Source organism: Gimesia algae, from assembly GCF_007746795.1.
GTDB classification, from domain to species: Bacteria; Planctomycetota; Planctomycetia; order Planctomycetales; family Planctomycetaceae; genus Gimesia; species Gimesia algae.
Genome location: NZ_CP036343.1, coordinates 1,987,113 through 2,013,474 on the forward strand (window position 1 = coordinate 1,987,113; position 26,362 = coordinate 2,013,474).

Genomic DNA, 26,362 nt, shown 5'->3' on the forward strand with positions numbered 1-26,362 from the left:
CAGTATGCCAAAGTGTGGAAGCGACTCAGGCTTTTTTGCGAGGTGGCTTCTTTTGTTTCATCGACTCTTTGAACCGATAGCTTTCACCATTCATCTCAAATATTTCACAATGGTGCGTTAATCGATCCAAAAGTGCTGCCGTCATCCGTTCGCCCTGAAAGATCTGGCCCCAGTCGCTGAAGGCGAGGTTGCTGGTGATCAGCAGACTTCGTCTTTCATAACGATCAGCAAACACCTGGAACAGTAGTTCCGCACCAGCACGGCTGAAAGACAGATAACCCAGCTCGTCGACAATCAGCAGATCGAGCTTGTCGAGCCTGTTCAGGAGACGCTCCAGACTGTATTGCTGTTGCGCGGTTTCCAGTTGATTGACGAGTGCCGCAGCGGTGAAGAATTTCGTTCGGATTCCTTCACGACAGGCGGCCAGGCCCAGTGCAATCGCCAGATGGGTTTTGCCCGTTCCCGGCTGACCAAGCAGACAGAGATTGGTATGTTGCCGGACCCATTCACCACGGGCCAGCTCCAACACCTTCTGTTTGTTGACTGATTTCATGGCCGCGAAGTCGTAATCTTCCAGCCCTTTTTCCACTGGGAACTGAGCCTGTTTGATCCGGCTGGTCAGCGCATTCGTGGACCGTGCCGCCACTTCCAGTTCAGTCAACTGCAGCAGATATTGCTCGAACGTCTGATTTGAGTTGGCCGCTTCGTGGGCCAACTTCTCGAACTCCGCATTCATGGCCGGTAACCTTAACTGCTTGAGATTGCTCTGCAGCAGTAGATTCGGATCGTTTTTCTTCTGTATTGTTTGTGGGGGCACGATGATCTCCTTGTGTTGACGTAGAAAGAAACAAATCAAAATGGTTCAGGCTCGGACAGGGAACCTGTACCGACAAGACCTCCGGACGACTCAATTCTTCTTTGCTCAGAGTTGCCGGAGAGAAATCAGGCTGATTGCGGGCATGCGCGGTACTGCGTTTGACCCGGCGAATGATCCGGTCGGCATCCGCTCCTTCGGGGCCACGCAACTGTTCGATGGTTTTCTGGACGCGCTGGACTGGATGTGCGGACAATAGCTGTAGCACTCGTACATATTGTTTTGCTCCCGCACATAAGCCATGCCGGTTTTCCAGCCGTTCGCGAAGTTCGTCAAACACCGGCGGTAGCTTCCACTGACGGTAGACGTTGGAATGATCTAACGCAGCCGGTCGCCGCCCCAAAGCTGCGAGGTAATGCAACGGGTTAAGAATCTGACACCCTTTCTCATAGCTTCTTTGATGGGTTGCCACCACAGTTCCCTTAAAGACCATTTCCACACGGTCAACGTAACCTTTGACGCTCACCGTCTGAAACGCACACTGTCGCGGCACGCTGTAATCCACGTTCTCAAACCGGGCGAACTGATACTTGTTGACCTTTACTTCCCGGCGGATGCACGGATCAAAGCGGTGCCTGGGCAACCCGGCGGCGTTTTGTTTGTCCTGTTCCAATCGTGTGCCGATGGTTTCTGTCTTACCACTACTGAGACGCTGCTGTTCCTGGAGGCAGCATTGCCGAAGATAGTTGTTGAGTTCCTCGAAATCTTCCATCTTGGGAACCGGAGTCGACCATTTCCGCTGCAACGTCTTCACGCGATTCTCAACGACCGGTTTTTCGTTCCCGCTGGCCGGCAGGCAGAACAGTGGTTCAAAGACATAATGACTTGCCAGGGCTGCATAACGTTGGTTGATTTTGCGACTCCGCCCGCTGAGCACCGCGTCGGCTACCGTTTTCGGGTTGTCCCACCAGACTTCTTTGGGAACGCGATCAAAATACTCGAACGCCTGCACCATGCCTTCCAGAATCGCTTCGGTCCGTTCCGTCGGTAGAGCGATCACAAAGGGGGCGTTGGAATACGACCAGACCAGAATCAACACTGAAACCCGTCGTCGTCCGTCGGGAAAATCGACATAAATCTTGCCGAAGTCGGCTTCCAGCCGTTGGCCCGGTTGGTGATCAAGCGGGATGAATGTTTCACGTTTATTGGTTCGGTGCTTCCGCACGAATCGACAAACTGCATCGTAACCGCCGAGATAGCCGTGCTCGTCCCGCAGTCGCTCAAAGATTCGTTGTGCTGTGTGCCGCTGTTTGGGTGGTTGCGATTCATCATCGGCGAGAATCTGTCGGATGGTCTCATGGAAGGGGCCCAGTCGGGGAGCCGCCTGAGTCTGGCGCTGCGAATATTGTTGCGGTTGCCCTGCACCGTGTAATACTTCGCGGATCTTTCGCCGTGAATGATGAAATGTCCGAGCGATTTCCCGGATGCTCATCCCGTCGCGATGAGCACGCCGTATACGTCCGTAATCGTCCACCGTAAGCATCCTTCACCCCGAAACTGAAGGTCAAAAGCCTCCAGTATCAGGAACTTGCTACGATGGGTCCATTTTACGCGCCAATAACTCCCCCAAAGTGGGTCCGCTTTGCACGCCAATCTCCATGGGGGCTTAGATAATTATAGACTCATCTTTGGAACTAACTCTACACAAGATGTACAAATTGTAGAAGACATAATCTATACCGCTTCCGGGAGTGCAGGGATGAGGGTCTATGATCTTGAAATTAAACCTCTGGCTCAGGGAACAATCCAGAACGACGACTATGCGTTCCTCTCCATCTATGGTCCTTCACTCGTAGTCGAAGAAGCCACTGATGTGGTCACTTACACTGTAACATTAGACCATGCACTTGATGAAGAGCTTTATGTCGATGTCAGATCGTCTGATGGCTCAGCCACAACCGCTGATTCAGATTATTTAGAAGTATTCGAAACTCTTCATTTCGCTGCAGGTGCCACAAGCCAGACTTTTGATGTGCAAATACTGGATGACATGAAAGTCGAAGACCATGAAACATTTAATCTGATTCTGGAAAATCTCAATTATATGGGAGATCAGCTCGTTGCGATCCACAATAGTCAGGACATCATCTCACCAGTAATCATCAACAGCGACGCGGCAACTCTGACAATTGCAGATGTCTCTGAATCAGAAGGAGACTCTGGAACTAAGATGTTCAGTTTTGAAGTCACGACGGATCACATAGTCGATGAGGATGTCTCGTTTGAATTCAATACGCTTGCCGGAACTGCTGACACAGACGACTTTGACTCCACCACCAGTGGTACCGCGACAATCCTTGCAGGGCAGAGCTCTGTGACAATTGATGTAGAAGTAATCGGGGACACAATCGTCGAAATGGATGAACAGTTTACACTCGAATTATCCTCTCTGATTTCAGGAGGACGTAATGTCCAGTTCGAAGGCGGTGAATCAACACTACAGGCTACAGGCACCATCACTAACGAGGATACGGCATCTATTACAATCATTCAGTCAGATGTCTCACATTATGAAGGGACTGATGGTTTAACGACAGACTTTGATTTCACTGTTCGTCTCTCAAATGCCGTCCAGGGCGGCTTTGACCTTGCCTATACAACCAACGACGGTTCAGCAACGATTACTGATAACGACTATATTGACAACGATAGCACGCTGTCTTTCGCAGGTACAGCTAATGAAACCCAAACCATCACTGTGCAAGTTAACCACGACGCTGTAGTTGAACCAGACGAGACCTTTGATTTACTGCTAGGCGCATTATCTAATCTCAATATCGCAATCGATACTGATGATATTACGATCCAATCCGCCGCCGCCACAGGTACAATCAAAGAAGATGATTCCACAACACTGACAATTACCGATGTACAGAGATCAGAATCAGGGACCATGCGGTTTTATGTTAATTCCTCTCTTGCATTAGATACCGCATTTACTGTCGAGATTGCCACATCAGACGGTACAGCCACAGTGGCCGACAATGATTATATCGCAAAGAGCCAGGTCCTCACTTTTAATCCGGGTGATACCTCTGAATACTTTGACGTTGTGATCAATAGTGACTTAGTAGTTGAATTAGATGAAACTTTTACTGTTTCGCTTAGTGGAGTTTCCGGGAATATACTGCCTGTATTTTTAGGTAACAGTGCAACAGGAACAATCATAAATACTGACAATGCCTTACTTTCAGTAAATGATGTAGGGATCGACGAGGCTTCAGGTTTAATGACATTTACAGTCACATCATCAAAGCCAATCGATACTGCAATAAGTTTTGAAATCAACACACAAGATGGAACAGCGATAGGCACATCGCCTTATTACAAAGACTATGAACCACTTAGCACTACACTCACTCTAGATACTGGAACTCTAACTAAGACATTTTCAGTGAATATAAATCATGATCAAGGAAATATAATCTACCCAAATGCTCGGGTAGTTGAGCAACAAGAATCTTTTTTTGTGAACATGAGTAATTTGACTGACTCAGGTAGAGCTGTTTCGATTTCTGATGGAGTTGGTGAGGGAATAATTTACGATAGTGATTCAACTGAATTATCTATCCAAGCTCAAACGGCTTATGAAAATGACGGCTATTTTACATTTATAGTCCAAGCAACTCCTTATATTACAGGTCATCATTTATATTCAGAATTTGAGTTAGATATTCAGTTGCATCTTACTGGTGGAACTGCAGATGTGAGCGATTACGAATCTATCGATGGTAGAATAGTGCCCCTGAACTTTCATTACTCTAATAGTGCATCTTTCACAGTGCCAATTTATGATAATGCTTTAGTTGAACCGGATGAGATTTTTACCTTTTTTATAACTATACATGATGCTAATGGTGTCAATGCAACCATAGATGACGGGTTGGCTCAAGGAACTATATTGAATGATGATACCCAACAAACACTTTCAGTTTCTTCACCTTCTCAAACTTTGTTTGAAGGGATTCCACCTACCCCAGAACTATATTACATCCCTGTGTCGCTTGATGAACCAGCGGCGTATGGTATTAATTTTAACTATAATTTTACTGATGGAACTGCGATTTACGGAACAGATTATTATACTTCTGTTGGCCCTTCAGGATCTTCTTTTATCCCAGCTGGACAAACCGTTTTAAATATCCCTTTATACATAGAAGGTGATATCGTATCAGATATTGATGAAACTTTTACTTTTTCGATCTCAAATATCACATCAATTAGTGATATTATCTCTGGTAATACTTCTATAGTCGGAACAATCAAAGATATTCCTTTTGAACTTCTTGAAGGTTCCACCTCCCCCAACACGACCATCAACACTTCTCTTGTCATGACCCCCACAGTTACTGATGCCAATGGTGAAACAGCCGTGGTGCCGGAGAGTGAGGCGTGGATTCATGAGTGGGACAGTTTCTGGGTGGAGGTCTGGGGGAATACGACTGATGGAACCGGCTTCAGTGGCGGGGTTTTTGATTTGGATTATAACACTGAATACTTTACCGCCACCGAAATTGAATACGGGGCTGCCTTTGGGGAAAACTCCACTGCCGTGATTGATGATGAAACAGGCGTTGTGTCCGGAATCAGCGGTTCGAACAGTCTCGATTCCCTGGGGGGCAGCGATCAGGTGCTGCTGGCTCGGGTGAAGTTCGAATCGCTGGTCGATGACAATGTCGCCATCGATCTGGAAACGGGCTATCTCGGACCACATGACCTGGGACTGCGGGTCAAAAATGCGCACCTTGGCATCGTCGATGAAGAGAGCGTGAACCCCACCATCCAGACCAACCCGGCTACCGATCTGTGGGCAGTCCCCTACGATGTGGATGACAATGGCACGATCAACTACCGCGATCTGATCGAGCTGGTTAATACTTTCAATGACTCTGTATTTGATGCTGAAGCCAATCTGGCCTGGACACTGGATTTTGATAAAAGCACGAAAGTGAACTACAGAGACTTAATCCATATGGCCTCGAACTATGGGAAATCCAAATTCAAAGATAGTGACGTCATCTTACCCGTCAATTTCCCGCAAAAATGGTATGGCCCTGAAGTGGAAGCTGAGGGAGAAGACACATTTGATGATGTCATTGATGCCGCCGTTGATGAATGGAAAGAAGAACTGGGAGTGGAAGATCTCAGTATTCAGGTCGTTGTAGCCGATCTGGCTGACCAGCAACTGGGGGGTGGCCAGATTCTGGAACTCGATGAAAACGGTATCCCGATTCGCGGGCGCATCTATATCGATGATGACGCCACGGGGATTGGCTGGTATTCATCCATCGAAGGCGCATCATTTGACGAAAACGGACTGGCACTGCCCGGCTCTGCTGCCGAAGGACATTACGATCTTTATAGTGTGCTCCTGCACGAAATCGGTCACGTGGTTGGCTTCACCAGTACCTACACTGCCTTCAGTGATCTGGTCGAAACCAATGAGAATGATGAGAAGCTGTTTGTGGGATCCGATTTCATAGTCCAGTTGACCGATGATGGAGTCCACATCGATCAACCCGTCGATCTGATGAATCCCACATTAGATCCCTCCACGCGAAAAACGATCTCTGCTTTGGATATCCAGATTCTACAAGAGGTTTACGCCAATGCTGCAGGTGCTTCTCTCAACTCATCTGCACAGGCCATGATTGATGCCCATCTGCATTTAACGGGTACGAATCCAGCAACAAAGCAACCTGCGATCAAACAAACCGACTCGGAAGCAGAAGTCTTTAATGCTTCCAGCTATTACCAGGAAGTTCAGCAACCTGCGTATATTGAAACAGACGATAAACTCTATCAAGGCCTGATTTTGACTGCGGATCCATTGCTGTCAGCATATACGACCAGTAGGAATGATGAGTTCGATGGCTCCCTGCTGAACATGGTTGAAGATTCTGACAGTCTGATTGCAGTCGCTGTAGAAAAGTCGAATCTCAATGATGACATCCTCTCCCGCTTTGATTTCGACGATGAAGAAAACGAATATGATTTCGAACAGGAATTGGCTGAAGAAGAGTTGAACAGTGTCTTCTCAGACTGGACAGGACCGATTATTTAAAGATCTCGCATTGTTGTTGAAAATCGTTTAAATATCATCGTGTGATGCGCTCTGGAATCTCGGATTCAGAATTTTGATTCAGGTCTCCTATTCAAAAAACTGATCCAGTTGTTATACAGGTTCTTAGCGTCCTTTTGACGAGGAGAACTTTTGATGAACAAGCGAAGAAAACGTCACAACCCCGAGCAGATTGTCCGTAAGTTGCGTGATACAGATGCGATGCTGAATGCCGGTAAAGATCTGGCTTCCGTGCTGCAGAATCTCGAGGTCAGTGAATCCACTTATCAGCGCTGGCGGATTCAGTACGGGGGCATAAAATCGGAAGAAGCCAAGATACTGATCGAGCGTTGGTGAAGAGATCACAATGCGATCAGACCACACAGTTCATTAGGCTAGAGAGCCCCTGTGCCGGAGGCGAAGCTGCTCTGTTCGCCTGCTTCCGCTCCGCTTCAGAATTCTTTTCCACGGCGATGCCCATTACACCGTCTGATCCTGACAAGTCAAACATACAAAGTCGTGTGACTGGTGTCATTCGTGGGGGCACGTCAGGACTGCAAGAGTAGAGACGGGCATGAAATCATTTGTTGAGTTTCTTCTGGGAGGTATATGAAATAATCACCCCAGACCGCTGGGCGAGGTGAATAGGAAGTTCACAGAATTAATATGCTTACTAAAATGCGTATAAAACTTTTCCGGAGGAAGTCCAATATACACAGTGCTGTCGGTGATTACTTTTTGATTGGATACAAGAGGTCTCCCCACTAAGAAAAAACGACTGCACCGCCCGTAGTTGCGGCGACGATCGAGAACGTGATGTGATCAGACCTGTATAGCTGGAACTTTGTGGGACTGGATTACATAATAGGGAGCCATTGAGAAATCCTGGTAAGAAGAATACCGTGGAACACAGTTAACATAGTCAGCTAATCATGCCTGGAGCGGTTTCAGGCTCAACACCAATGGAAAATCCCGGTTAATATCAGATTGAGTGACTCGTGCAAAAATTAAACACCCCCCGATTGCTGATCCGTTTATCGTTCCTCTTACTTCTGTCAGCGTTACCCGCCGCCGCTGCAGAGAAAACAAACTCTCTACAACTCACGTTACCGTCCACGCTTTATGCAGTGCCGGGCGTAGAGATGAATATCTACTACGACAACATCGTGCTGACCGAAACACCAGAAAAATATCGGTTTGAAGTCAGTTGTAAAATCGGCACTGCCGAGCAGGACCACTGGACCGTCACGCCAACACCGTCCGATGTGGGACAGCATCCGTTGTCGGTCAAAGTGACTGACGCCAACGGAACGATCCTGGGAACGGCGAAAACAATCCTGCATGTTTCGGCCGCCAATTCGGGTTCCCATCGCGACACGTTTCGGTTGTTAATTATCGGCGACAGCTTAACACACGCAACCACATATTCGAACGAAATCGCCCGACTCCTCTCGACACCCGGCAATCCGAAATGGCAAATGCTGGGAACACACAAACCGAAATCCGCCGCTGCGGGTGTTGCCCATGAAGGTTACGGCGGTTGGACCTGGCAACGGTTCGTCTCGCAGTATGAACCAAACCCCGATGGTACTCACCGCAAACGCAGCAGCCCATTCGTGTATCTCGGCAAGGACGGCAAACCGGGCCTGGACTTCAAACGCTACTTTAAGGAAGAATGCAACGGCAACACGCCAGACGCTGTGGTCATTATGCTGGGCATCAATGATTGTTTCTCAGCGAAACAGGACGCCATTGATGCAAAAATCGATGGTATGTTCGCCCAGGCTGATATTTTAATCAAAGCCCTGCAAGCCGCCGCGCCGCAGGCAGAGGTGGGGATTTGTTTGACCACGCCCGGGAATTCCCGTCAGGAAGCATTTTTTGCCAACTACAAAGACAAATACAGCCGTTGGGGCTGGAAAAATATTCAACACCGACTGGTGCAACGGCAAATCGAAAAATTCACAGGCCGCGAAAAACAAAATCTGTTTATCATCCCCACCGAGTTAAACCTCGATATCGTCAACGGCTACCCCGTCAACAACGGCGTTCACCCCAACAAAGTCGGTTACCAGCAAATCGGGGCGAGTATTTATTCGTGGTTAAAACATCGGCTGGAAGAGTGAGGACGAACTCCCCCGGGCATTCGCAAAAAAGACTCTGTCCAAAGAAAATACCAGACAAAGTACTGAATGCTTTCATAATCTCCCCAACCAGGAATACTTTCGTGGTTGGGGCGGTGCCCAATGAGTCTCAAAATCAACCCCGCCTGTGCAAACCAAGATACTGAACACAAGACGTGAGATCAGATGGAGTTAACCCCCCTCAGCGCTGGCGGCGCAGAACCAAAAAGATCTGGTGGAAGTGTTGCCTTGAAAACACTTTTCGAATTTCGCTGTATGAGATTGGCATTTTTTCATCTTGACAAAAAACATGCAGTAACATATCGTTAATCGACGATAACGAATATAGCAAGTCTGGATTTGACAGGCAAAGGTCAAATATGATGGTCAAAGCGAAAGTAAACTCCGAAAAGTGCTGTACCACCGGCGAAAAACTGGCATTGCCGGATGTCGCCTGGGCAGAGGATCTGTCCAAGCTTTCCTGGGCTCTGGCTCACCCGGCCCGCGTGCGCATCGTTCGACTACTGATCAACCGGACCGCATGCATGTGCGGTGAGATCGTCGAGGAGATGCCTTTGGCTCAGTCAACGGTTTCTCAGCACTTAAAAATTCTGAAGGAAACAGGCCTGGTGCAAGGCGAAATCGATGGCCCGCGCGTTTGCTACTGCATCAATCAGGATATGCTGACAAAGCTGAAAAAGCTGGTCGCAGAGTTGTAATGGAATTAGTTAAACGCCAGTGGGCTCTGGCCAATTACTGGCAAATATTTTAACCATACCTATCGCCATTCGACGATAGGCGATTTATAATAAAGGAGCAGTCAATGACTGAGCGAAAGATAATCGATGACGTGCGAGACCAATACGCGGGTGTCGCACGAGGTGAACTCTCCAACGAGTCGACCGCCGTGCGATCCATCGCGAACGCCTTTGGTTACTCGGAGGATGATTTGAACCAGTTGCCTGCTGAAGCCAACATGGGGTTGTCTTGTGGTAACCCATTGGCGCTGGCTGGCATTCGTGAAGGGGAAGTGGTCGTAGATCTCGGTTGCGGTGGTGGTATGGACGTGTTTCTGGCCGCAAGAAAAGTGGGCGCTTCGGGTCGGGTCATTGGCATCGACATGACGACGGAGATGCTGGAGCGGGCTCGTGCTGGCCAGCAGAAGCTGGGATTGAGCAACATCGAGTTTCATCAATCGACCATCGATCGCATACCACTACCAGACAACTCAGTCGACTGTGTGATCAGTAACTGCGTGATCAATTTAGTGCCCGACAAGCTGGCTGTCTTTCGCGAGATCCTGCGCGTTCTCAAGCCTGATGGCAGAGTCGCTCTGAGCGATATCGCTTTGAAGCAGGAATTGCCGTCCGAAGTAAAGCAAAGTGTCGAAGCCTATATCGGTTGCATCTCCGGTGCCATTCTGATCGACGAGTATCGCAGCTTACTGAAGCAAGTAGGCTTTGCTTCAGTGGTCGTAACAGACACGGGAGCGGACCTGAATGCGTATGCGATGGCAAGCGATGACGGATGCTGTGGCGGTAGCTCTTGTGGTTCCGATGCAGGTGGCGCGGTAGCCGATGCCGGGCAGAAGTCTCTCCACGACGGTCTTGCCTCTGTCATGCAATCGTTTGATGCAAACGCGTTTGCCGCGAGCGTACGGGTACACGCTCTGAAACAACCATCGACACAGCCTGTGAATACGATTCCCGTTTTGAATATTCAACCAACCTCGAAGGAGAAGACTATGAAAACTGTGCAAGTCTATGACAAACCGATGTGCTGTTCGACCGGCGTGTGTGGTCCCGATGTTGATCCTGTGCTGCCAAAGTTTGCAGCGGACCTGGACTGGCTCAAGAGCCAGGGCCATCACGTAGAGCGATATAACCTCGCCCAACAGCCCCAGGCTTTTATCGAAAACAAGGAGATTCACCAGCTGTTGAGTACCACTGGAACAGACTGCCTGCCTGTCGTTATTGTTGATGGGAAGATCGTCAGTCAAACCGTTTATCCCTCGCGCGACGATCTGGCAGGCTGGGTGGATGGTTCACCGGCCAGGCAATCGTTGCCCCTTGCCGAACCAGAGAGCGGGTGCTGCGGAACGAGTGGATGTTGCTGACGTCGACCAGCGAAGACTCGCGGGATGAAATCTCGACGCTGCCTCGCTATCAATGAATCAATACAAACAAGGAACGTAAATCATGAAATTTTTAGATCAGGCGACCCGCAACCTGTTCTTCACAGGTAAAGGCGGTGTGGGAAAGACTTCGGTAGCCTGTGCGACTGCGGTGAAGCTGGCCGATGCAGGCAAAAAAGTTCTGCTCGTTTCCACTGATCCCGCCTCCAACCTCGATGAAGTGTTAGGCGTCGCTCTGGGAAACCATCCGACAGCAATTCCAGCGATCCCAACCCTCTGCGCCATGAATCTCGATCCAGAGCAATCGGCGGCCGAGTATCGTGAGCGAATGGTCGGGCCATATCGCGGAGTGCTCCCCGATGCCGCGATTGCCAGCATGGAAGAGCAGTTCTCCGGCTCTTGTACGCTCGAGATCGCTGCCTTCGATGAGTTCTCGCGCTTACTGGGCGATCCCGCTGCCACAGCGGAATTTGACTACGTGATTTTCGACACAGCCCCGACGGGGCATACATTGCGTTTGCTCACACTGCCGTCAGCCTGGGATGGCTTCATGGAGCAGAATACAACGGGAACCAGTTGTCTCGGGCCGCTGGCTGGTTTGCAGGCACAGCAAAAGCTGTATCAAGAGTCGGTAAAGGCGCTCAGCGATTCAGCCGTAACCACGCTCGTGTTAGTGGCTCGGGCTGAGCCGAGTGCCCTGCGCGAAGCAGCGCGCACCAGTGTTGAACTGGCTGAGCTTGGTGTTCAGAATCAACATCTGGTCGTCAATGGTGTGTTCCAGGCAATCGATTCGAGCGACCCTTACGCAGTCGCGCTCGAGCAGCGAGGGGCCGCCGCACTGAGCGCGATGCCAGCAGGTCTGAAAGCGATTCCACAAACGATTGTGCCGTTGAGCCCCAATGGCATTCTAGGTATCGATTCATTGCGCCGTCTCGGCACGGTCGACTTTACATCTGTCACAAATTCAACAGACGAACGCTTTGAAAACGCTGATGAGCAACCGTTCCTGGCGGACTTGATCGATGGCCTGATCGCTCCAGGGCATGGCGTCATTCTGGCGATGGGCAAAGGGGGCGTTGGCAAAACCACAGTGGCTGCAGCCATAGCAGTTGCAATCGCCGAACGGGGCTACGAAGTACATCTATCAACCACCGACCCGGCAGCCCACATCGCAGCGGCGCTGAACGATGAACGTCTGCCGAACTTGTCCGTCAGTCGCATTGATCCTGCAGAAGAAACCGCCAGGTACTCGGCTGAAGTATTGGGGAATGCGGGTGCGAATCTTGATGAGCAAGGCAAATTTCTTCTGGAAGAAGACCTGCGATCACCGTGTACCGAAGAGATTGCGGTATTCCGCGCATTCGCCGATGCTGTTGCCGCTGGCACAAACAAGTTTGTCGTGCTTGATACGGCTCCCACTGGTCACACGGTCTTGCTGCTCGATTCGGCGCTGGCTTATCACCGCGAGGTGTCACGGCAATCAAGCGAAATGCCCGAAGCGGTTGAAAACCTGCTCCCACGACTGCGCGATCCGGACTTCGCACGCGTGCTGATCGTCACGCTCCCTGAAGCAACTCCGGTGCATGAAGCGGCCGCGTTACAACGAGACTTGCGGCGAGCGGAGATTGAGCCCTACGCGTGGGTGATCAATCAGGTCCTCAGCCCGCTGCCACTGAGTGATCCTCTGATGCAACAGCGGCAATCGCACGAGCAGAAGTACTTGCGCGAAGTGAGCGAAGTGCACGCCAGCCGCACGGCCATCATCCCGTGGCAGATCGAACCACCAGCGGGGCTTCACGGGCTAAGCCGACTAACCCACTCTGATAAAAGCACCTCGACATCATAAGGAATTTCAATCATGGCCCAAGTTCAAGTCCTTGGTATCGGAGGCACTTTTTTTCGGCAGTTTAATTCCATTAGCTGTAAAGAATGATTCGAGTGTTTTCCTACCCGCGTTGTACGGTATTGGCACCGGTGTGCCTGTCCTGATTTTGCGATTCTACTGGTCTTTGGCAAGCAGTCGTTCTCAGCATTCTTCAGGAAAGTAACGAATGTCGAAACCTGGCTGCGCCGCATTACCGGCGGCAGTATATTGGCAGTGGGCATCTACATCACGATTCAAGAGATCTATTTGAGTTAAACAGATTGCATCATGAATCCACTCTGAGTTTCGAACAAGCTGTTATGCTTCCGGCGAGCGCTCATAAATCATTTGTGCCTCAATGGGACACTAACACTCCGTTACTTGAAACAGGATGAATTATCACGCATTGCCACCCAGATGTTTGTCAGGACATTCCAGACATTCACGCGTCTGGTAATACCGCCTCAGTTGGCTGCGGGGTACGATTTGTGAGCTTCTCCGGCGATTCCTAACAGCGAGCCACAGAATAAAACTGCTTGAATCCAGTGTTGATCTATAAAAAATGATATACCTGGCATTGAACTGGGGATCTCAGCAAACGGACAATGAACTGAAAAAACATCGCCCCACATTGGACACAGGGAGGTGGCGATGTATATGGTAGTTAACTACTTGGTCTTGGAACGGTTTCAAGTTCAACCCAAATGGGAATTCCCGGATAAATCTCATCCCTGAAAATATAAAATGTCACCATCAGACAACAAACCGGACAGTGACAAGCCACAGGGAAATCAATTCAATCCTACAGTGCCGCTGGACAAGGTTGAGTCTTCTGTTCCGCCTCCGGATACGACCTTCATCCCACACATTGATCTTGCGGCAACCATGATGGAAGACTGGCAGACCGCACTCGGCGATGATGTCGCACCAGGCAAAACAATCAAAGTGCCACGATCCGATTCTGACAGTTTAAGCAATACCGTTAAGTTGAGCGACGAGCTCGATGCCACTCAGACGTATCCTACAGGGACAGGTACCGATGACGATTTTGTGATTGGTATCGGCTATGAAGTTGACCAATTGTTGGGCGAAGGTGGGATGGGCGTTGTCTATGCAGGGCGTCAGCAATCGATGGATCGTCCGGTTGCCATTAAGGTGCTCAAGCCAGAAACCGAGCAGAGCGATGGTAGTCAACGGGCCTTTACTTCAGAAGCGATTATTACCGGTGGTCTGGATCATCCAAATATTGTACCCATCTACGATCTGGGCAAGCAGGCAGACGATGCATTATTCTATGCGATGAAGCAGGTAGAGGGAGTCGAGTGGAAGGATCGGATTGCCACGAACAGTCTCTCTGAAAATCTGGATATCCTGTTGCGTGTTGCAGATGCGGTTGCATTTGCTCATGCACGATGCATCATCCACCGTGATCTGAAACCAGCCAATATTATGCTGGGGTCGTTTGGTGAAGTTCTGCTGATGGACTGGGGGTTGGCGATGCCCACGCAGGATCATCCACGGCGTGAACTCTACCATACGCCAGCACCCGGTGGGACGCCATATTACATGGCACCGGAAATGATCAATGGCGTAGAACAGGTCGACCGTCGCAGCGACGTGTATCTACTCGGTGGTATTTTGTTTGAGATGATCACGGGCAAACCTCCCCATACGCTTGATGCCCCCCCTGAGACTCAGCGCGAGCATGTTGTGGCCTGCCTGGCGGCCGTTTCTCAAAACATGATTGCAGCAACTGAAAAAACAGGCGAATTGCTGGACATTGCGCGGAAAGCGATGGCCACTAATCCGGCAGATCGCTATCAGAGCGTGCCGGAGTTCCAAGAGGCTATCCGTGGATATCTTTCGCATGAAGAGAGTATTGAACTTGCCGCGCGGGCAGCGGAGCGACTGGATGTCGCCCGGAAGAACGGTGATTATGAAGAATTCAGCCGAACACGCTTTGGATTTGAAACGGCGCTGGAAGAGTGGCCGGAGAATGTGCGCGCTCAAGAGGGGTTGAAAGCAACAAAATACGATTATGCAAAAACCGCCCTGGATCGTGGCGACCTGGATCAGGGACTGTCACTGCTGGATGAAACCAATGCGGAGCATTCTAAGCTGCGGTCGTCAATCCAGACAGCGATAGTCAAACGTGACACGCGGCAGCAGCAGGTGCGTCGTTTGAAGCGTGTCAGTTTTGCCGCCAGTCTGGTGGTCGCCCTGGTTGCCAGTGTGGCTACAGTGTGGATCAATTCCGAACGCGATAAGGCACTCGTTGCACAAGATAAAGCCCTTGCCGCCCAAAAAGAAGAAGCGATCCAGCGGGAACAGGCGCAGCGTAGTGAGCAGGAAGCACAAGAACAGCGTCTGCTTGCCATTGCCGCCAGAGAGAAAGCCCTCGTCGCCCAGAAGATCGCACAGGAAAATGAAAAAAAGGCGATTGCTGCTGAGGCAAGAGCGAAGCAAGAGGCGCAAAAAGCTCTACATAATTTTAAAATTGCTGAACGGAATGGTTATTACTCAGACATGCTATTGCTGCAAAAAGCATGGCAGGATGCAGATCCTTTCAAGCTTATACAAATTCTAGGCCGGTATCGGAAGCGTGAAGATTTACGAGGATTCGAGTGGGACTATTGGAACCGCATGAGTCAAACTAACTTGCTGAGTTTCCGAGAACACTCTGGTAAAGTTACCGATATTGCTTACAGTCCGGATGGCACGAAGATTGCCTCAGCCGCTACTGACAAAACGGTGAAAGTCTGGGACACACGGACCTGGACAGCTAAAGTGCAAGCGGAGTATTATGCCAGAGGATTGTTAATCTCGCTGCGGCAGCGTGTCGAATCGCTGGAAGAACTTCAGAAGCGTGTTCAAGAGGACAAGACACTCAGTGAGGGAGTTAAAAACCAGGCATTCGAATGGGCAGAGCTGTTCTGGAAAAACCGCGTTGTTCGGAATATCCCTCAGCCAGAATCTGGTAAAATTGAAGCCCCTCTATGATAACATTAAAATTCACTTTTTGGCGAATGCAACCGCGTCTGATTGAGTTAACTGACATAAAGGCGATTAAGGCAATGACTACGAGCGAGGAATCTAAGTCAGGTACATTCTCGACACTTTTCATCCGCATTAAAGACGTGGTGGGCGAAGGAAGCTTTCCCATGACAGAACTGACGGTCCAGATCAAACGCGGTGCTGTCCCGGTGGCTTTCTTGATTTCAGGAATCGTCGCGCTGTTACGGCTTGCACTAATTTTATCTTTGACGTCTATCTACGTCTGCCCCGTACATGCCGGTGATGCAGCACCGGTCGCCAGATGGGATTTCTCGACGGAAGAAGCGACTCCCTTGTCCGTGCATGGCAACGTGACCCGTGATCAGGCTGGTCCTGTTCCGCCTGAGTTCCCAGACTTTGCAAAGGATAACACGGCAATTCGCCTTGATGGCAAGGGCGCATACATTGCCGTCAATGACCCCGGGGACAAGAGTATTTTCGACTTCACAAATGGTGATACGATGACTGTCGAAGCCTGGGTAAAGGTCGCGAAAATTCGTAATGGACAGCCGATGTATGTCATCGGGAAAGGACGGACTCACTCTCCGCATGTTGCGCCTGACAATCAGAACTGGGCACTGCGCGTGGTGGGTGCCGGTGATGCAGCGAAACTCAGCTTCTTATTCGCAACACCCACTCCCCCCGGTGCCAAAGGCCCTCACTGGCATCGCTGGACATCAAAATTAAAATTTGCCGTAGTAACTGGTTGGCATCATATTGCGGTAACTTATCAGTTTGGCCAACCCGATTCCATTCAAGGCTGGATTGATGGTCAACCCACTGACGGAGTATGGGATCTGCAGGGGGCAACCAAAGCGGCTCCCGTAGTTGACAACGATCAGATCTGGATCGGCTCATCCATGGGAGGCAATACCGCCAACAGCTTTAACGGCTGGGTAGATGCAATTGCAGTCTATCGGGCGAGATTAAATAACAAGGTCATCGCATCTCATTTTCATCGACTCGGCGGCCCGCGTACTGTGGGACCTGCGCCTGAAAAAATGCCCGAGATTTCCGATGTGCCTCCCGGGAAAGTTCTGGTTACATTTTCCGAAAGCATGCCTGCCTCTGATCGCTGGTTGAATACAGGCGAGAAATGGCCACAGGAGACGTCCCGCTGGCTTGGCACGGAATTTCTGCTCCCGCGAATTCCATTGCGTTACGATGACTGGGGCATTCGCGCCAGCTGGAAAGCGCCACTGCTGGTGCGCATGGTGGCGGATGTGGAACTGCAACCGGGCACACATCGGCTTTTGCTCCGAGCGCGTGCCCTGGGACGATTATGGATTGACGGCAAGGTTGTGGCACGCACGAAAGCGCTCACATATCGTCCGCCTAATGGTGAAGAACCGATTACGCCTCTGGCTGATCCCCCCTTGCCTGGTGCCCGTGTGAAGGGTTATCGGATGCAGGAAGTCTTTGGTGAGATCACAATCCCCCATCATGATGATGGCACAACCCGACTCTGTCGCGTTGTGCTGGAACTCGTAAGCGGTGGAAAGAGCTTGCGGACGGAAACTGGTGAAATCTGTGTGGCGATCCAGACGGACGATGGAAATTCTTATGCGGTCATACGACCTCAACAACAGGATGCTCTTCCCTTAACAGATACTGCCGTTAATCCTGTACTGGCGCAAATTGAGTCTGCGATTACTCGACTGGAAGATGAGACCCGACTCAAGGCGGCTGCGAGCCAGGACGCCTTCTGGCAGACACGACATGCTGCCGCCCGCGCATGGACGTCACAACACCCTGCTCCTGAAATTCCCACCGTTGTAGATTCTGATATCAACCACCCGATTGATCGCTTCCTGGCCAGCAAGATCGATAAAGCACTCTTAGAATCTTCGGCCACGGATCGCAGTCAGGCAGAACACTTTCACAAGACAATTCTGCCACTTCTGCAAGAGAATTGCTTCCGCTGCCATGGAGACAAAGACAAAGGCGGATTAAGACTGAACACCAGAGAGAATGCATTGAAGTCAGGCCATTCCGAAATCCCGGCGATTGTTCCCGGTGATATATCTGCCAGTGAACTGCTGGAACGCATCCGAGCGGAAGACGAAAGCATTCGTATGCCTCCGACTGGGAAACCTCTCAGTAAGCGAGAGATTGCGGAACTGGAAAAGTGGATTCAGCAGGGAGCGATCTGGCCTGCCGTTCCATTGGAGGCTTCAGAAGTGGCGCTGGCAACGGTGATCAACGATGAAGCATTCCTGAAACGGATTTATCTCGATACCGTGGGTGTCCCGCCTACGTTGGCTGAAGTCAGACAGTTTCTGGAAGATTCCAATCCGGACAAACGCAATCAACTGATTGACCGCCTGCTGGAAGATGACCGCTTTGCTGACCATTGGGTGAGTTATTGGATGGATTTACTGGCTGAGAATCCGACCTTACTGAATGCATCGCTGAACAGCACAGGCCCCTTTCGCTGGTTTCTGTATGATGCCTTGCGAGATAAAAAAGCCTTCGACAGAATCGTGACGGAACTGTTACTGATGCGCGGCAGTCCACATGAAGGTGGCAGTGCCGGTTTTGCAATCGCTGCAGAAAATGATTCCCCTTTTGCTGCCAAAGGGCATATCGTCGCGTCCGCATTTCTGGGAATCGAACTCCAGTGCGCACGGTGCCACGACTCCCCTTATCACAGCACGACTCAGCGCGACTTATTCTCGCTGGCAGCGATGATGAACCGTAAACCTTTAACGGTTCCCTCGACAAGTCGCGTGCCAGATGCCTTCTTTGAAAAGAAAGACCGAGAGTCTCTGATCCGGGTCACGCTGAAGCCGGACGAAACGATTCAGGCTGACTGGCCATTTGCAGGTGTTACCGGAGCCGTTGATGATTCGAAAATTGACTCACTCATGCACAACCCGCAGGATACACGGGAACGGTTAGCCGCGCTGATCACTGCTCCGGAAAACGAGCGTTTTGCCAATGTGATCGTCAATCGTTTGTGGAAGCAGTTGATCGGGACAGGTCTGGTGGAACCAGTTTATGACTGGGAAGGCCGCAAACCAAGTCACCCGAAGATGCTGGACTGGCTGTCACGCCAGTTTGTGACTCATGACTATGATCTGAATCACGTCATTCGTTTGATCGTTACTTCACAAGTTTACCAGCGTGAAGCGACCGGGAATAACGGGAATAAATCTGAAACGCTGCGGTTCTTTACTGCTCCTGAGAAACGCCGACTGACTGCGGAACAAATTGTAGACGCCATGCATGCAGCGACCGGAAAACAGTTGGACGTTGAAGAATTGACCTTTGTGCACGATGGGCAACGAGACGTCAGTAATCGCCTGTCATTGGGACGCCCCAGCCGAGCCTGGATGTTTGCGGATTTAAAGAACGAGCGAGACCGACCGAGTCTTTCTCTGCCTTATGCCCGGACCGTGACCGATGTTCTGGAGGCGTTTGGCTGGACTGGATCTCGTCAGAAACCGATCATGCATCGCGAGTCGGAGCCGAATGTCCTGCAACCGGGAGTATTAGCGAACGGCACTCTATCCATGAATCTCATTCGTGTGTCAAATCAAAGTGAACTGGCTCAGTTGGCGGTCGACAGCAGGCAGCCTGAGGAAATCATTGAAGCGTTATATCTTCGTTTTCTGTGTCGTCTTCCGAATCAGGAAGAACTGAAGACCTTCAGTCACGCATTGGCGCAAGGGTTTGATTCCCGTCTGCTGCCGGCAGACGAAATCGTTCCTGTTCAAGAACCAGCTCCCTTACCGCAGGTAACCTGGTTTAATCACTTGCGACCGGAAGCGAATACGATCCAACAGGATGTGGAGCGACGTGTCCGCAAGGGACCACCGGCTGATCCCCGTTTACGTCCCGAATGGCGGGAAGTTTATGAAGACATTATCTGGAGTCTGATGAATCATCGGGAATTTGTCTGGGTTCCCTAGTAGCTACTGTTGTGCTGCTTCGATCACCGAAAAGATTCAGGTTTTTATTCTCGATTTAACAAACTCCAATCGCAATATAACGAGACGCAATCATGAAATACCAAAATACATTTCCCTCTTTCAATCGACGCGAATGTCTGGCCGCGGGAGTGGCACTGGCAGGTGGACTGGCAACTTCGCAACTCAGCGTGGCAGAAACAACGCCAAAACTGATTCGCGGCAATACAGAGCATGTAATTTCGATCTGGCTCGGCGGGGGGATGGGACAAATTGATACCTTTGATCCCAAGCGAAAGGGAGATCCCAAAACCAGGAAGGCGGGAGCATATTATGACTCGATCGATACTGCCGTGCCGGGTGTGCAGCTTTGTGAACATCTCAAGACGCTGGCCCCATTGATGGATCGTGTCACGGCAATGCGAACGGTCAATCATGAATCGATCGACGAACACGCTGCCGCCACAAATCGCATGCACACCGGTCGCCCAATCAGTGGTACGGTCACCTATCCCTCTCTTGGTTCGCTGGTGACTCACGAACGAGGCGCGGTCTCTGACGGCGCGCCCCCTTATGTCTTAATCGGATATCCGAATGTGACGCGTGGTCCAGGCTTTCTGGGTGCCAGCCATGGCTATCTCTATCTGACAAATACTAATGAAGGTCCAGCAGGATTGTCTCGACCTGATCATATTACATCCGACCGACAGGCGCGACGAGAATCATTCCTTGCAGTTTTACAGAAACAAGGAAAAGCAACCAGCGAACAGAGGGTACGCGACTATGAAGCCGCCATTCAACAGAGTTTGAAGCTGAGTGGACCGGAATTTAATCAGGCCTTTCAACTGGATAAGGAACCAGCAGACCTGCGGACAAGGTACGGTGGAGAATTCGGTCAACGCTGCCTGTTAAGCCGTCGTCTTGTGGAACGAGGCGTTCGATTCATTGAAGTCTCACACAACCTGAACTTTCTAAACGGAGCCGGCTGGGATGTGCATTACGAGGGAATTTTGCTGCAGCACAAACTGATCCAGGAAATGGATACCGCGGTCGCCACCTTGATTTCCGATCTGGAACAGAAAAAACTTCTGGACAAGACTCTGATCGTCATTACAACGGAATTTGGTCGTCCGCCGGAATTCGACAGCGGCGGCGGACGCGGACATCAGGGAACCGCGTTCAGTTGTGTTCTCGCCGGCGGCGGTCTAAGACACCGGGGCGCGTGGGGAGTGACCGACGAGCTATCAAAGAAAATCGTCGAAAACCCGGTGGGCCTTCCGGATTTCTTTGCCACAATTCTCGCCTCTCTGGGGATCGACTACACGAAGAATCTCTATGCTAACGATCGGCCAATCCCCATCACAGACGGCGGCCTGCCTGTCAAAGAACTGTTTGCATAGGCCGTTATCGAAGCGATTTTATACCCGATAATCGATCATTCACTTTACGTGAATACGATCCCAGGTCAACTTTAGTTGCCGAGCCATCTGCCATTTTCCTTTGGCCCATTAATTGGTCAGTTATCCAGTTATTTTCAGTGCAAAATCAAAACCTTCTGTGCCACCCAGACTGTGTCCAGTTTTACCGTAGCGTCTTCAAGGCCATCTGGACCGAGTATCATAGATTGAGAGACGCGATGGTTATATGTGATGCGATCTCGAATCGCATTTCTCGTGACCTAACCTGTCACCAGTTTTGTTTGGAACTGACCTTCATTTATTGTGGGACGTTCAGGGCGACCGTTGTATTCATAAACCAGTTTCATACGGTCCAGCCCCATTAAGTGCAGCATTGATGCGTGCAAGTCGTGAACGTGCATGCGATCTTCAATGGCGCGCAGGCCCAGTTCGTCGGTGGTTCCGATCGTCTGTCCGCCTTTGACTCCTCCGCCGGCCATCCACATGGTAAATCCAGTCGGGTTATGGTCGCGGCCAGTTCCTTTTTCCGACATGGGGGTCCGACCGAATTCGCCTCCCCACACAACGAGCGTCTCATCCAGTAAGCCTCGTTGTTTCAGATCTTTGATCAAGCCTGCGACCGGATGATCCATTGTTTTACTGAGCTTGGCGTGATTCTTCTCAATACCGGAGTGCGCGTCCCACTTACTGCCTGCGCCATGATAAAGCTGCACAAAGCGGACTCCCCGTTCCACAAGCCGGCGCGACATCAGACACAACCGACCGAACGAAGAAGTGTCTTCCTGATCCATGCCGTAGAGCTTCCGGGTGACTTCGGTCTCCTGGCTCAAGTCGACCGCCTCGGGGGCTTCGGACTGCATACGAAATGCCAACTCATAACTGGCGATGCGTGCTTCGAGTTCGGTCTGTCTGGCATGCTGGTCTGTAAATCCCTGGTTCAGCGATTTGAGTAAGGATAATTTACTGCGCTGGCGGGTGTCGGTCATGCCTTCGGGATTATTCAGATTCGGGATCGGTTGCTTTCCTTCCCGTAATTGAATTCCCTGATAAACTGCCGGCATGAACCCGGTTCCCCAGTTGCGCGGCCCGTTTACAACCTGTGAGCGGTTATCCTGCATGACGACAAACGAAGGTAGATTCTTATTTTCCGATCCCAGGCCGTACGTCACCCAGCTTCCCAACGAGGGGCGACCGCCGATCAGCGAGCAGGTATTCATCTGGCAGACACTCGATGAATGATTCAGTCCATCTGCCCAGCAGGAACGGATAACGGCGATATCATCAACACAGGTTGCGATTTCGGGCAGCCAGTCGGAAACCCAGGTGCCCGCTTCGCCATGTTGTTTCCATTTCCGTTTGGAGACTAACAGCGGTGATCGCGATTCCCCGGCTGCGGTAAGGATTTCACCAAAACTGTCGGGAAGCGTCTGGCCTGCGAGCTTGTTTAACAGTGGTTTGGGGTCAAACAGGTCAATGTGGCTGGGGCCGCCTTCCATGAACAGGAAGATGATATTCTTCGCTTGTGGTCGATGATGCGGTGTCTGACCGGCGGTAGAACGGAATGGGTTGGGAGCAGCTTCTGCCTGGGAGAGCAGGCTGGCCAGCGCGAGGCTGCCAAATCCTAATCCACTCGTTTCCAGAAATTCCCGGCGGTTTTGCGGTATCTTTATATGGGTCGTAGAGAGCATATCACTGCCTTAATGGACGTAGAAGAATTCATTTGAGTTCAGCAGAATGTGACACAGATCAACAAATGCTTCCTGGCGCGGAGTAACAGCCGATGCCATCCGATCGTTCTGTGAAATATGGTGCTGATTGGTGGAGCTATCTTGAAACATGCCTGGAACAGGGTCGAATTTCCAATAGCCCAGCGTATCCTTCGTCACAGATTCCTGTGTAAAGAGCAGCGACTCCGCGTCCAATGCCTGCGAGGAAATCCGAATATCATCAATCAGGCCGTCAAAGAAACTTTGACGATTGCGAACCATGCGACCGAAAGCGAGTGGCAAATTATTATCCTGAATGCGGACGATCCGGTGTTGTTTGGTGATTCGGCCCAACTGCTCATCATCGTTCGATAAGTCTTTGAGATAGAAATCGATCGTGCCGGCATGCTCACCGGTGACGTGAAAAGTGACCGCGGCATAATACGGTGTATTCAATACAATGTGTTGATCGGAAAACACGATCTCGTCGCCAACAGTGCCGTCGCTTCTATTTCCAAAAGTACGAAAAACAAGTGTTTGCGGTTTACGGCGCGAACCGCGGCCTGTGACTCCAAAGATCCAGCCCGGTTCGGAGACTTTGCCACTCCACTTCGAAGCAAGCGTACGGACGGCCCCTGATTCATAGATCGATCGAATCTGGAAGAAGACTTCGATAGTATGGTTCGCCAGTTTTAAGTGTTTATCATCCGCGACATAGAATGGAGATGGTTTATCTGCATGAAATACAATCGATTGACCATTGCGGTACGGCATAGTCGCGGTTTTCAGTTGCTGCAGATTCACTTTTGTTTCCCGCTCAGATAGCAGCTTTGATTGATGAGTAAGGAATTCGTTAGCAATTGATAGTTCCTCATCGGTAATCGCACGTCCAAATACGATCTCCCATGCTCTTCGCAAAGCGGCTGTTTCTTTGTTCGCATCAGGAGCTGCCTTCGATTCGTCAATTGACCGTTTCGAAAGCTGATCGGCAAACCGCAACATTTGCTGGCTGTTAAATAACTGTAATGATTGAACGGGAGACGTAGTCGTATCGCGGCCAGGTACGCTGACAAAAAAGCGTGGTAAGTCAAAGACTTCTAATAACGGATCACTGCTGTTTCTCATCATCCGTAAATAGATAGACCGCCTGGGGACACTGGCAGCGACTCCGGGGCCACCGGCTTGCAGGTTGAGTTGTCCGGTCACTGCCAGGATGGAATCGCGAATTTGTTCTGCGTCGAGGCGACGTGTCTCTGCGCACCAGTAATACTTGTTTGTCGGATCGATGGCGGTCATCGCTGCTTCCTGTGGGTGCAGCGCAGATTGACGATAGGTCGCAGAGGTGACAATCAAACGATGTAGACTCTTGAATTGCCAGCCGTCTTCGAGGAACTTTTGTGTCAGCCAGTCAAGTAATTCAGGATGCGTGGGTAGTCCTCCCAGGCGACCAAAATCACTGCTGTGCGGCGCCAGGCCTTTGCCGAAGTGATACTGCCAGACGCGATTTACAATCACGCGCGTCGACAGTGGATTGCTCGGCTGAGTGAGCCAGCGCGCCAATGCACTTCTGCGGCTGGTGGTATCGTTCCTTTGAGAGTCAAGAAACTCATCAGGTGTTTCATTCAGGATCGCCAGGAAACCGGGATCACATTCTGTACGTTTTTTGGGAATGGTTGTTTTGGGCGCCTGCGGGCCGATATCACTGGCCTGTTGTGCAACGGGGAGCGGCGCGGGTTTCAGCTTGTCGAATTTTTTCAACTGGCGTCTCAGCTCCAGAACCTTTTCTTTATCTGCCGGCTTCAGTCGACTGTCGAGCCTCTCGTAATTGTATTCCACCTGACGCCATGCCAGCTTGACCAGTTGTTGTTCACGCGGAGCGCGTTCCTCTGCTGTTTTTTTAATCATCGCCTGAATGTTGGGCGGAAATGACTTAACGACGGCTTCGGCTCCCGGTCGATAAGGTGCCTGCAGCGCGGTGATTTTCAGGCGAATTTCTTTCGTGGCCTGTTCCCAGGTGGCCAGTTCCCGCTGGTATTCCTCTTGTTGCTTCGCGGAGGCGGCTACCCGGCTGGTTTGAATCTGAATCGGTTCAAAGAAAGCCCTTAGCTGAAAATAGTCTTTTTGCAGAATGGGGTCGAACTTGTGATCGTGACATCGGGCACATTGCAGGCCCACTCCCAGGAAGACGTCACCGACCGTATCGGTTAATTCGTTGAGCATGAGATTCCACTGACCGGCGACATCGCGGCTATTCCATTCATAGATTCCATGAGTCAGAAAACCTGTTGCAATTTGTGCATCGACATCATCGGGGAATAGTTCATCGCCGGCTAACTGTTCCAAGACAAACCTGTTGTAAGGCTTATCCTCATTGAGGGACCGGATCACGTAGTCGCGATAACGCCAGGCATGGGGGCGATAGCCGTCGGCGCGATAGCCGTCCGAATCAGCATACCGCACAACATCAAGCCAATGCCGCGCCCAACGTTCTCCATAGCGCGGGCTGGACAGCAGGCGATCGACAAGTTGCTCGTATGCATCAGGACTCTGATCATTCACGAAATCCTGCACTTCCGCCGGTGTGGGTGGCAGGCCATGCAAGTCAAAATAGACCCGCCGTATTAATGATTTCCGGTCTGCTTCGGGAGCAGCCTGCAGTCCCTGCTGTTCCAACTTTGAATTGATGAAGTGGTCAATTTCATTTATAGCCCGGTGTTTCGAATTTGTTTTCGGGACAGCGACCTGCACCAATGGCTGAATCGCCCACCAGGTACGGTCCTCGCTAGAGAATACCGGTCCCTGTTCCTTGCGAACCGGAATTGAGTCGTCGGCTCCCGGCCAGGGGGCGCCCAGGGCGACCCACTTTTCCAGAATCTTGATCTGTGCATCCTTCAGTTTTCCTGAAGGCGGCATTTCGTACGCTTCATACCGAATTGCCTCGATGAGCAGGCTTTCATCCGGTTTACGGGGAACGATTGATGTGCCTGACTCTCCTCCCAGTAGCATATGTCTGCGTGTGTCGAGACGCAGGGCTCCTTTCTGCTCCTGTTCACCGTGGCAAGACCAACAGTGTTCCGAGAGCAACGGACGCACTTCTTTTTCAAAGAACTTCATTGCTTCCGGTGATAGATCGGCGGCGTTCGACGACGATATCATCAGCAAGGAACTGAAAACGATACATACGATGTTTTTGAATTTATGAAGCATGAAATCAGAA

The 26,362-nt window shown here is 50.7% G+C and carries 13 protein-coding genes; 9 read left to right on the forward strand and 4 right to left on the reverse strand.

Annotated elements, in window-relative coordinates:
• Positions 1 to 25 precede the first annotated feature (25 nt).
• Both istB and istA read right to left on the reverse strand, forming a co-directional pair.
• Entirely contained in the window at positions 26 to 736 is a 711-nt protein-coding gene (istB, locus tag Pan161_RS07275) for an IS21-like element helper ATPase IstB (protein ID WP_145223927.1), read from the reverse strand.
• On the reverse strand, positions 654 to 2,357 hold the full coding sequence (istA, locus tag Pan161_RS07280; protein WP_145223926.1) for an IS21 family transposase: 1,704 nt from the start codon (positions 2,355 to 2,357) through the stop codon (positions 654 to 656). The genes istB and istA overlap by 83 nt, the downstream gene beginning before the upstream one ends.
• A gap of 216 nt (positions 2,358 to 2,573) precedes the next feature.
• Here istA and Pan161_RS07285 point away from each other — a divergent pair, with 216 nt between their 5' ends.
• The 9 genes from Pan161_RS07285 to Pan161_RS07325 all read left to right on the forward strand — a co-directional run bounded on the left by Pan161_RS07285 (position 2,574) and on the right by Pan161_RS07325 (position 21,421).
• A complete protein-coding gene (locus Pan161_RS07285; RefSeq protein WP_145225446.1) occupies positions 2,574 to 6,938 on the forward strand; it encodes a Calx-beta domain-containing protein in 4,365 nt (1,454 codons plus the stop codon).
• Positions 6,939 to 7,091: 153 nt separating this feature from the next.
• Positions 7,092 to 7,292, forward strand: coding sequence for a transposase (locus tag Pan161_RS07290; protein WP_145225448.1), 201 nt, complete (start codon positions 7,092 to 7,094; stop codon positions 7,290 to 7,292).
• Between the two features lie 641 nt (positions 7,293 to 7,933).
• The gene (locus tag Pan161_RS07295) at positions 7,934 to 9,061 is read left to right on the forward strand and encodes an SGNH/GDSL hydrolase family protein (protein WP_197995748.1); all 1,128 of its coding nucleotides are present in this window, start codon (positions 7,934 to 7,936) and stop codon (positions 9,059 to 9,061) included.
• Positions 9,062 to 9,438: 377 nt separating this feature from the next.
• Positions 9,439 to 9,777, forward strand: a complete 339-nt coding sequence (locus tag Pan161_RS07300) for an ArsR/SmtB family transcription factor (protein ID WP_232103652.1) — start codon at positions 9,439 to 9,441, stop codon at positions 9,775 to 9,777.
• A gap of 104 nt (positions 9,778 to 9,881) precedes the next feature.
• Entirely contained in the window at positions 9,882 to 11,174 is a 1,293-nt protein-coding gene (gene arsD / locus Pan161_RS07305) for an arsenite efflux transporter metallochaperone ArsD (RefSeq protein ID WP_232103653.1), read from the forward strand.
• Between the two features lie 82 nt (positions 11,175 to 11,256).
• Positions 11,257 to 13,038, forward strand: a complete 1,782-nt coding sequence (gene arsA / locus Pan161_RS07310; RefSeq protein WP_145225450.1) for an arsenical pump-driving ATPase — start codon at positions 11,257 to 11,259, stop codon at positions 13,036 to 13,038.
• Between the two features lie 762 nt (positions 13,039 to 13,800).
• Positions 13,801 to 16,056: a protein kinase domain-containing protein gene (locus Pan161_RS07315; RefSeq protein WP_145225453.1), complete on the forward strand. Its 2,256-nt coding sequence runs from the start codon at positions 13,801 to 13,803 to the stop codon at positions 16,054 to 16,056.
• 161 nt (positions 16,057 to 16,217) lie between these two features.
• Complete coding sequence (locus Pan161_RS07320) at positions 16,218 to 20,024, forward strand: DUF1553 domain-containing protein (protein WP_145225455.1); 3,807 nt, start codon at positions 16,218 to 16,220, stop codon at positions 20,022 to 20,024.
• Positions 20,025 to 20,116: 92 nt separating this feature from the next.
• Complete coding sequence (locus Pan161_RS07325) at positions 20,117 to 21,421, forward strand: DUF1501 domain-containing protein (protein WP_145225457.1); 1,305 nt, start codon at positions 20,117 to 20,119, stop codon at positions 21,419 to 21,421.
• A gap of 278 nt (positions 21,422 to 21,699) precedes the next feature.
• Here Pan161_RS07325 and Pan161_RS07330 read toward each other — a convergent pair whose 3' ends face one another.
• The gene (locus tag Pan161_RS07330; RefSeq protein WP_145225459.1) at positions 21,700 to 23,127 is read right to left on the reverse strand and encodes a DUF1501 domain-containing protein; all 1,428 of its coding nucleotides are present in this window, start codon (positions 23,125 to 23,127) and stop codon (positions 21,700 to 21,702) included.
• Positions 23,128 to 23,136: 9 nt separating this feature from the next.
• Entirely contained in the window at positions 23,137 to 26,352 is a 3,216-nt protein-coding gene (locus Pan161_RS07335; RefSeq protein WP_145225461.1) for a DUF1549 domain-containing protein, read from the reverse strand.
• Positions 26,353 to 26,362: the final 10 nt, after the last annotated feature.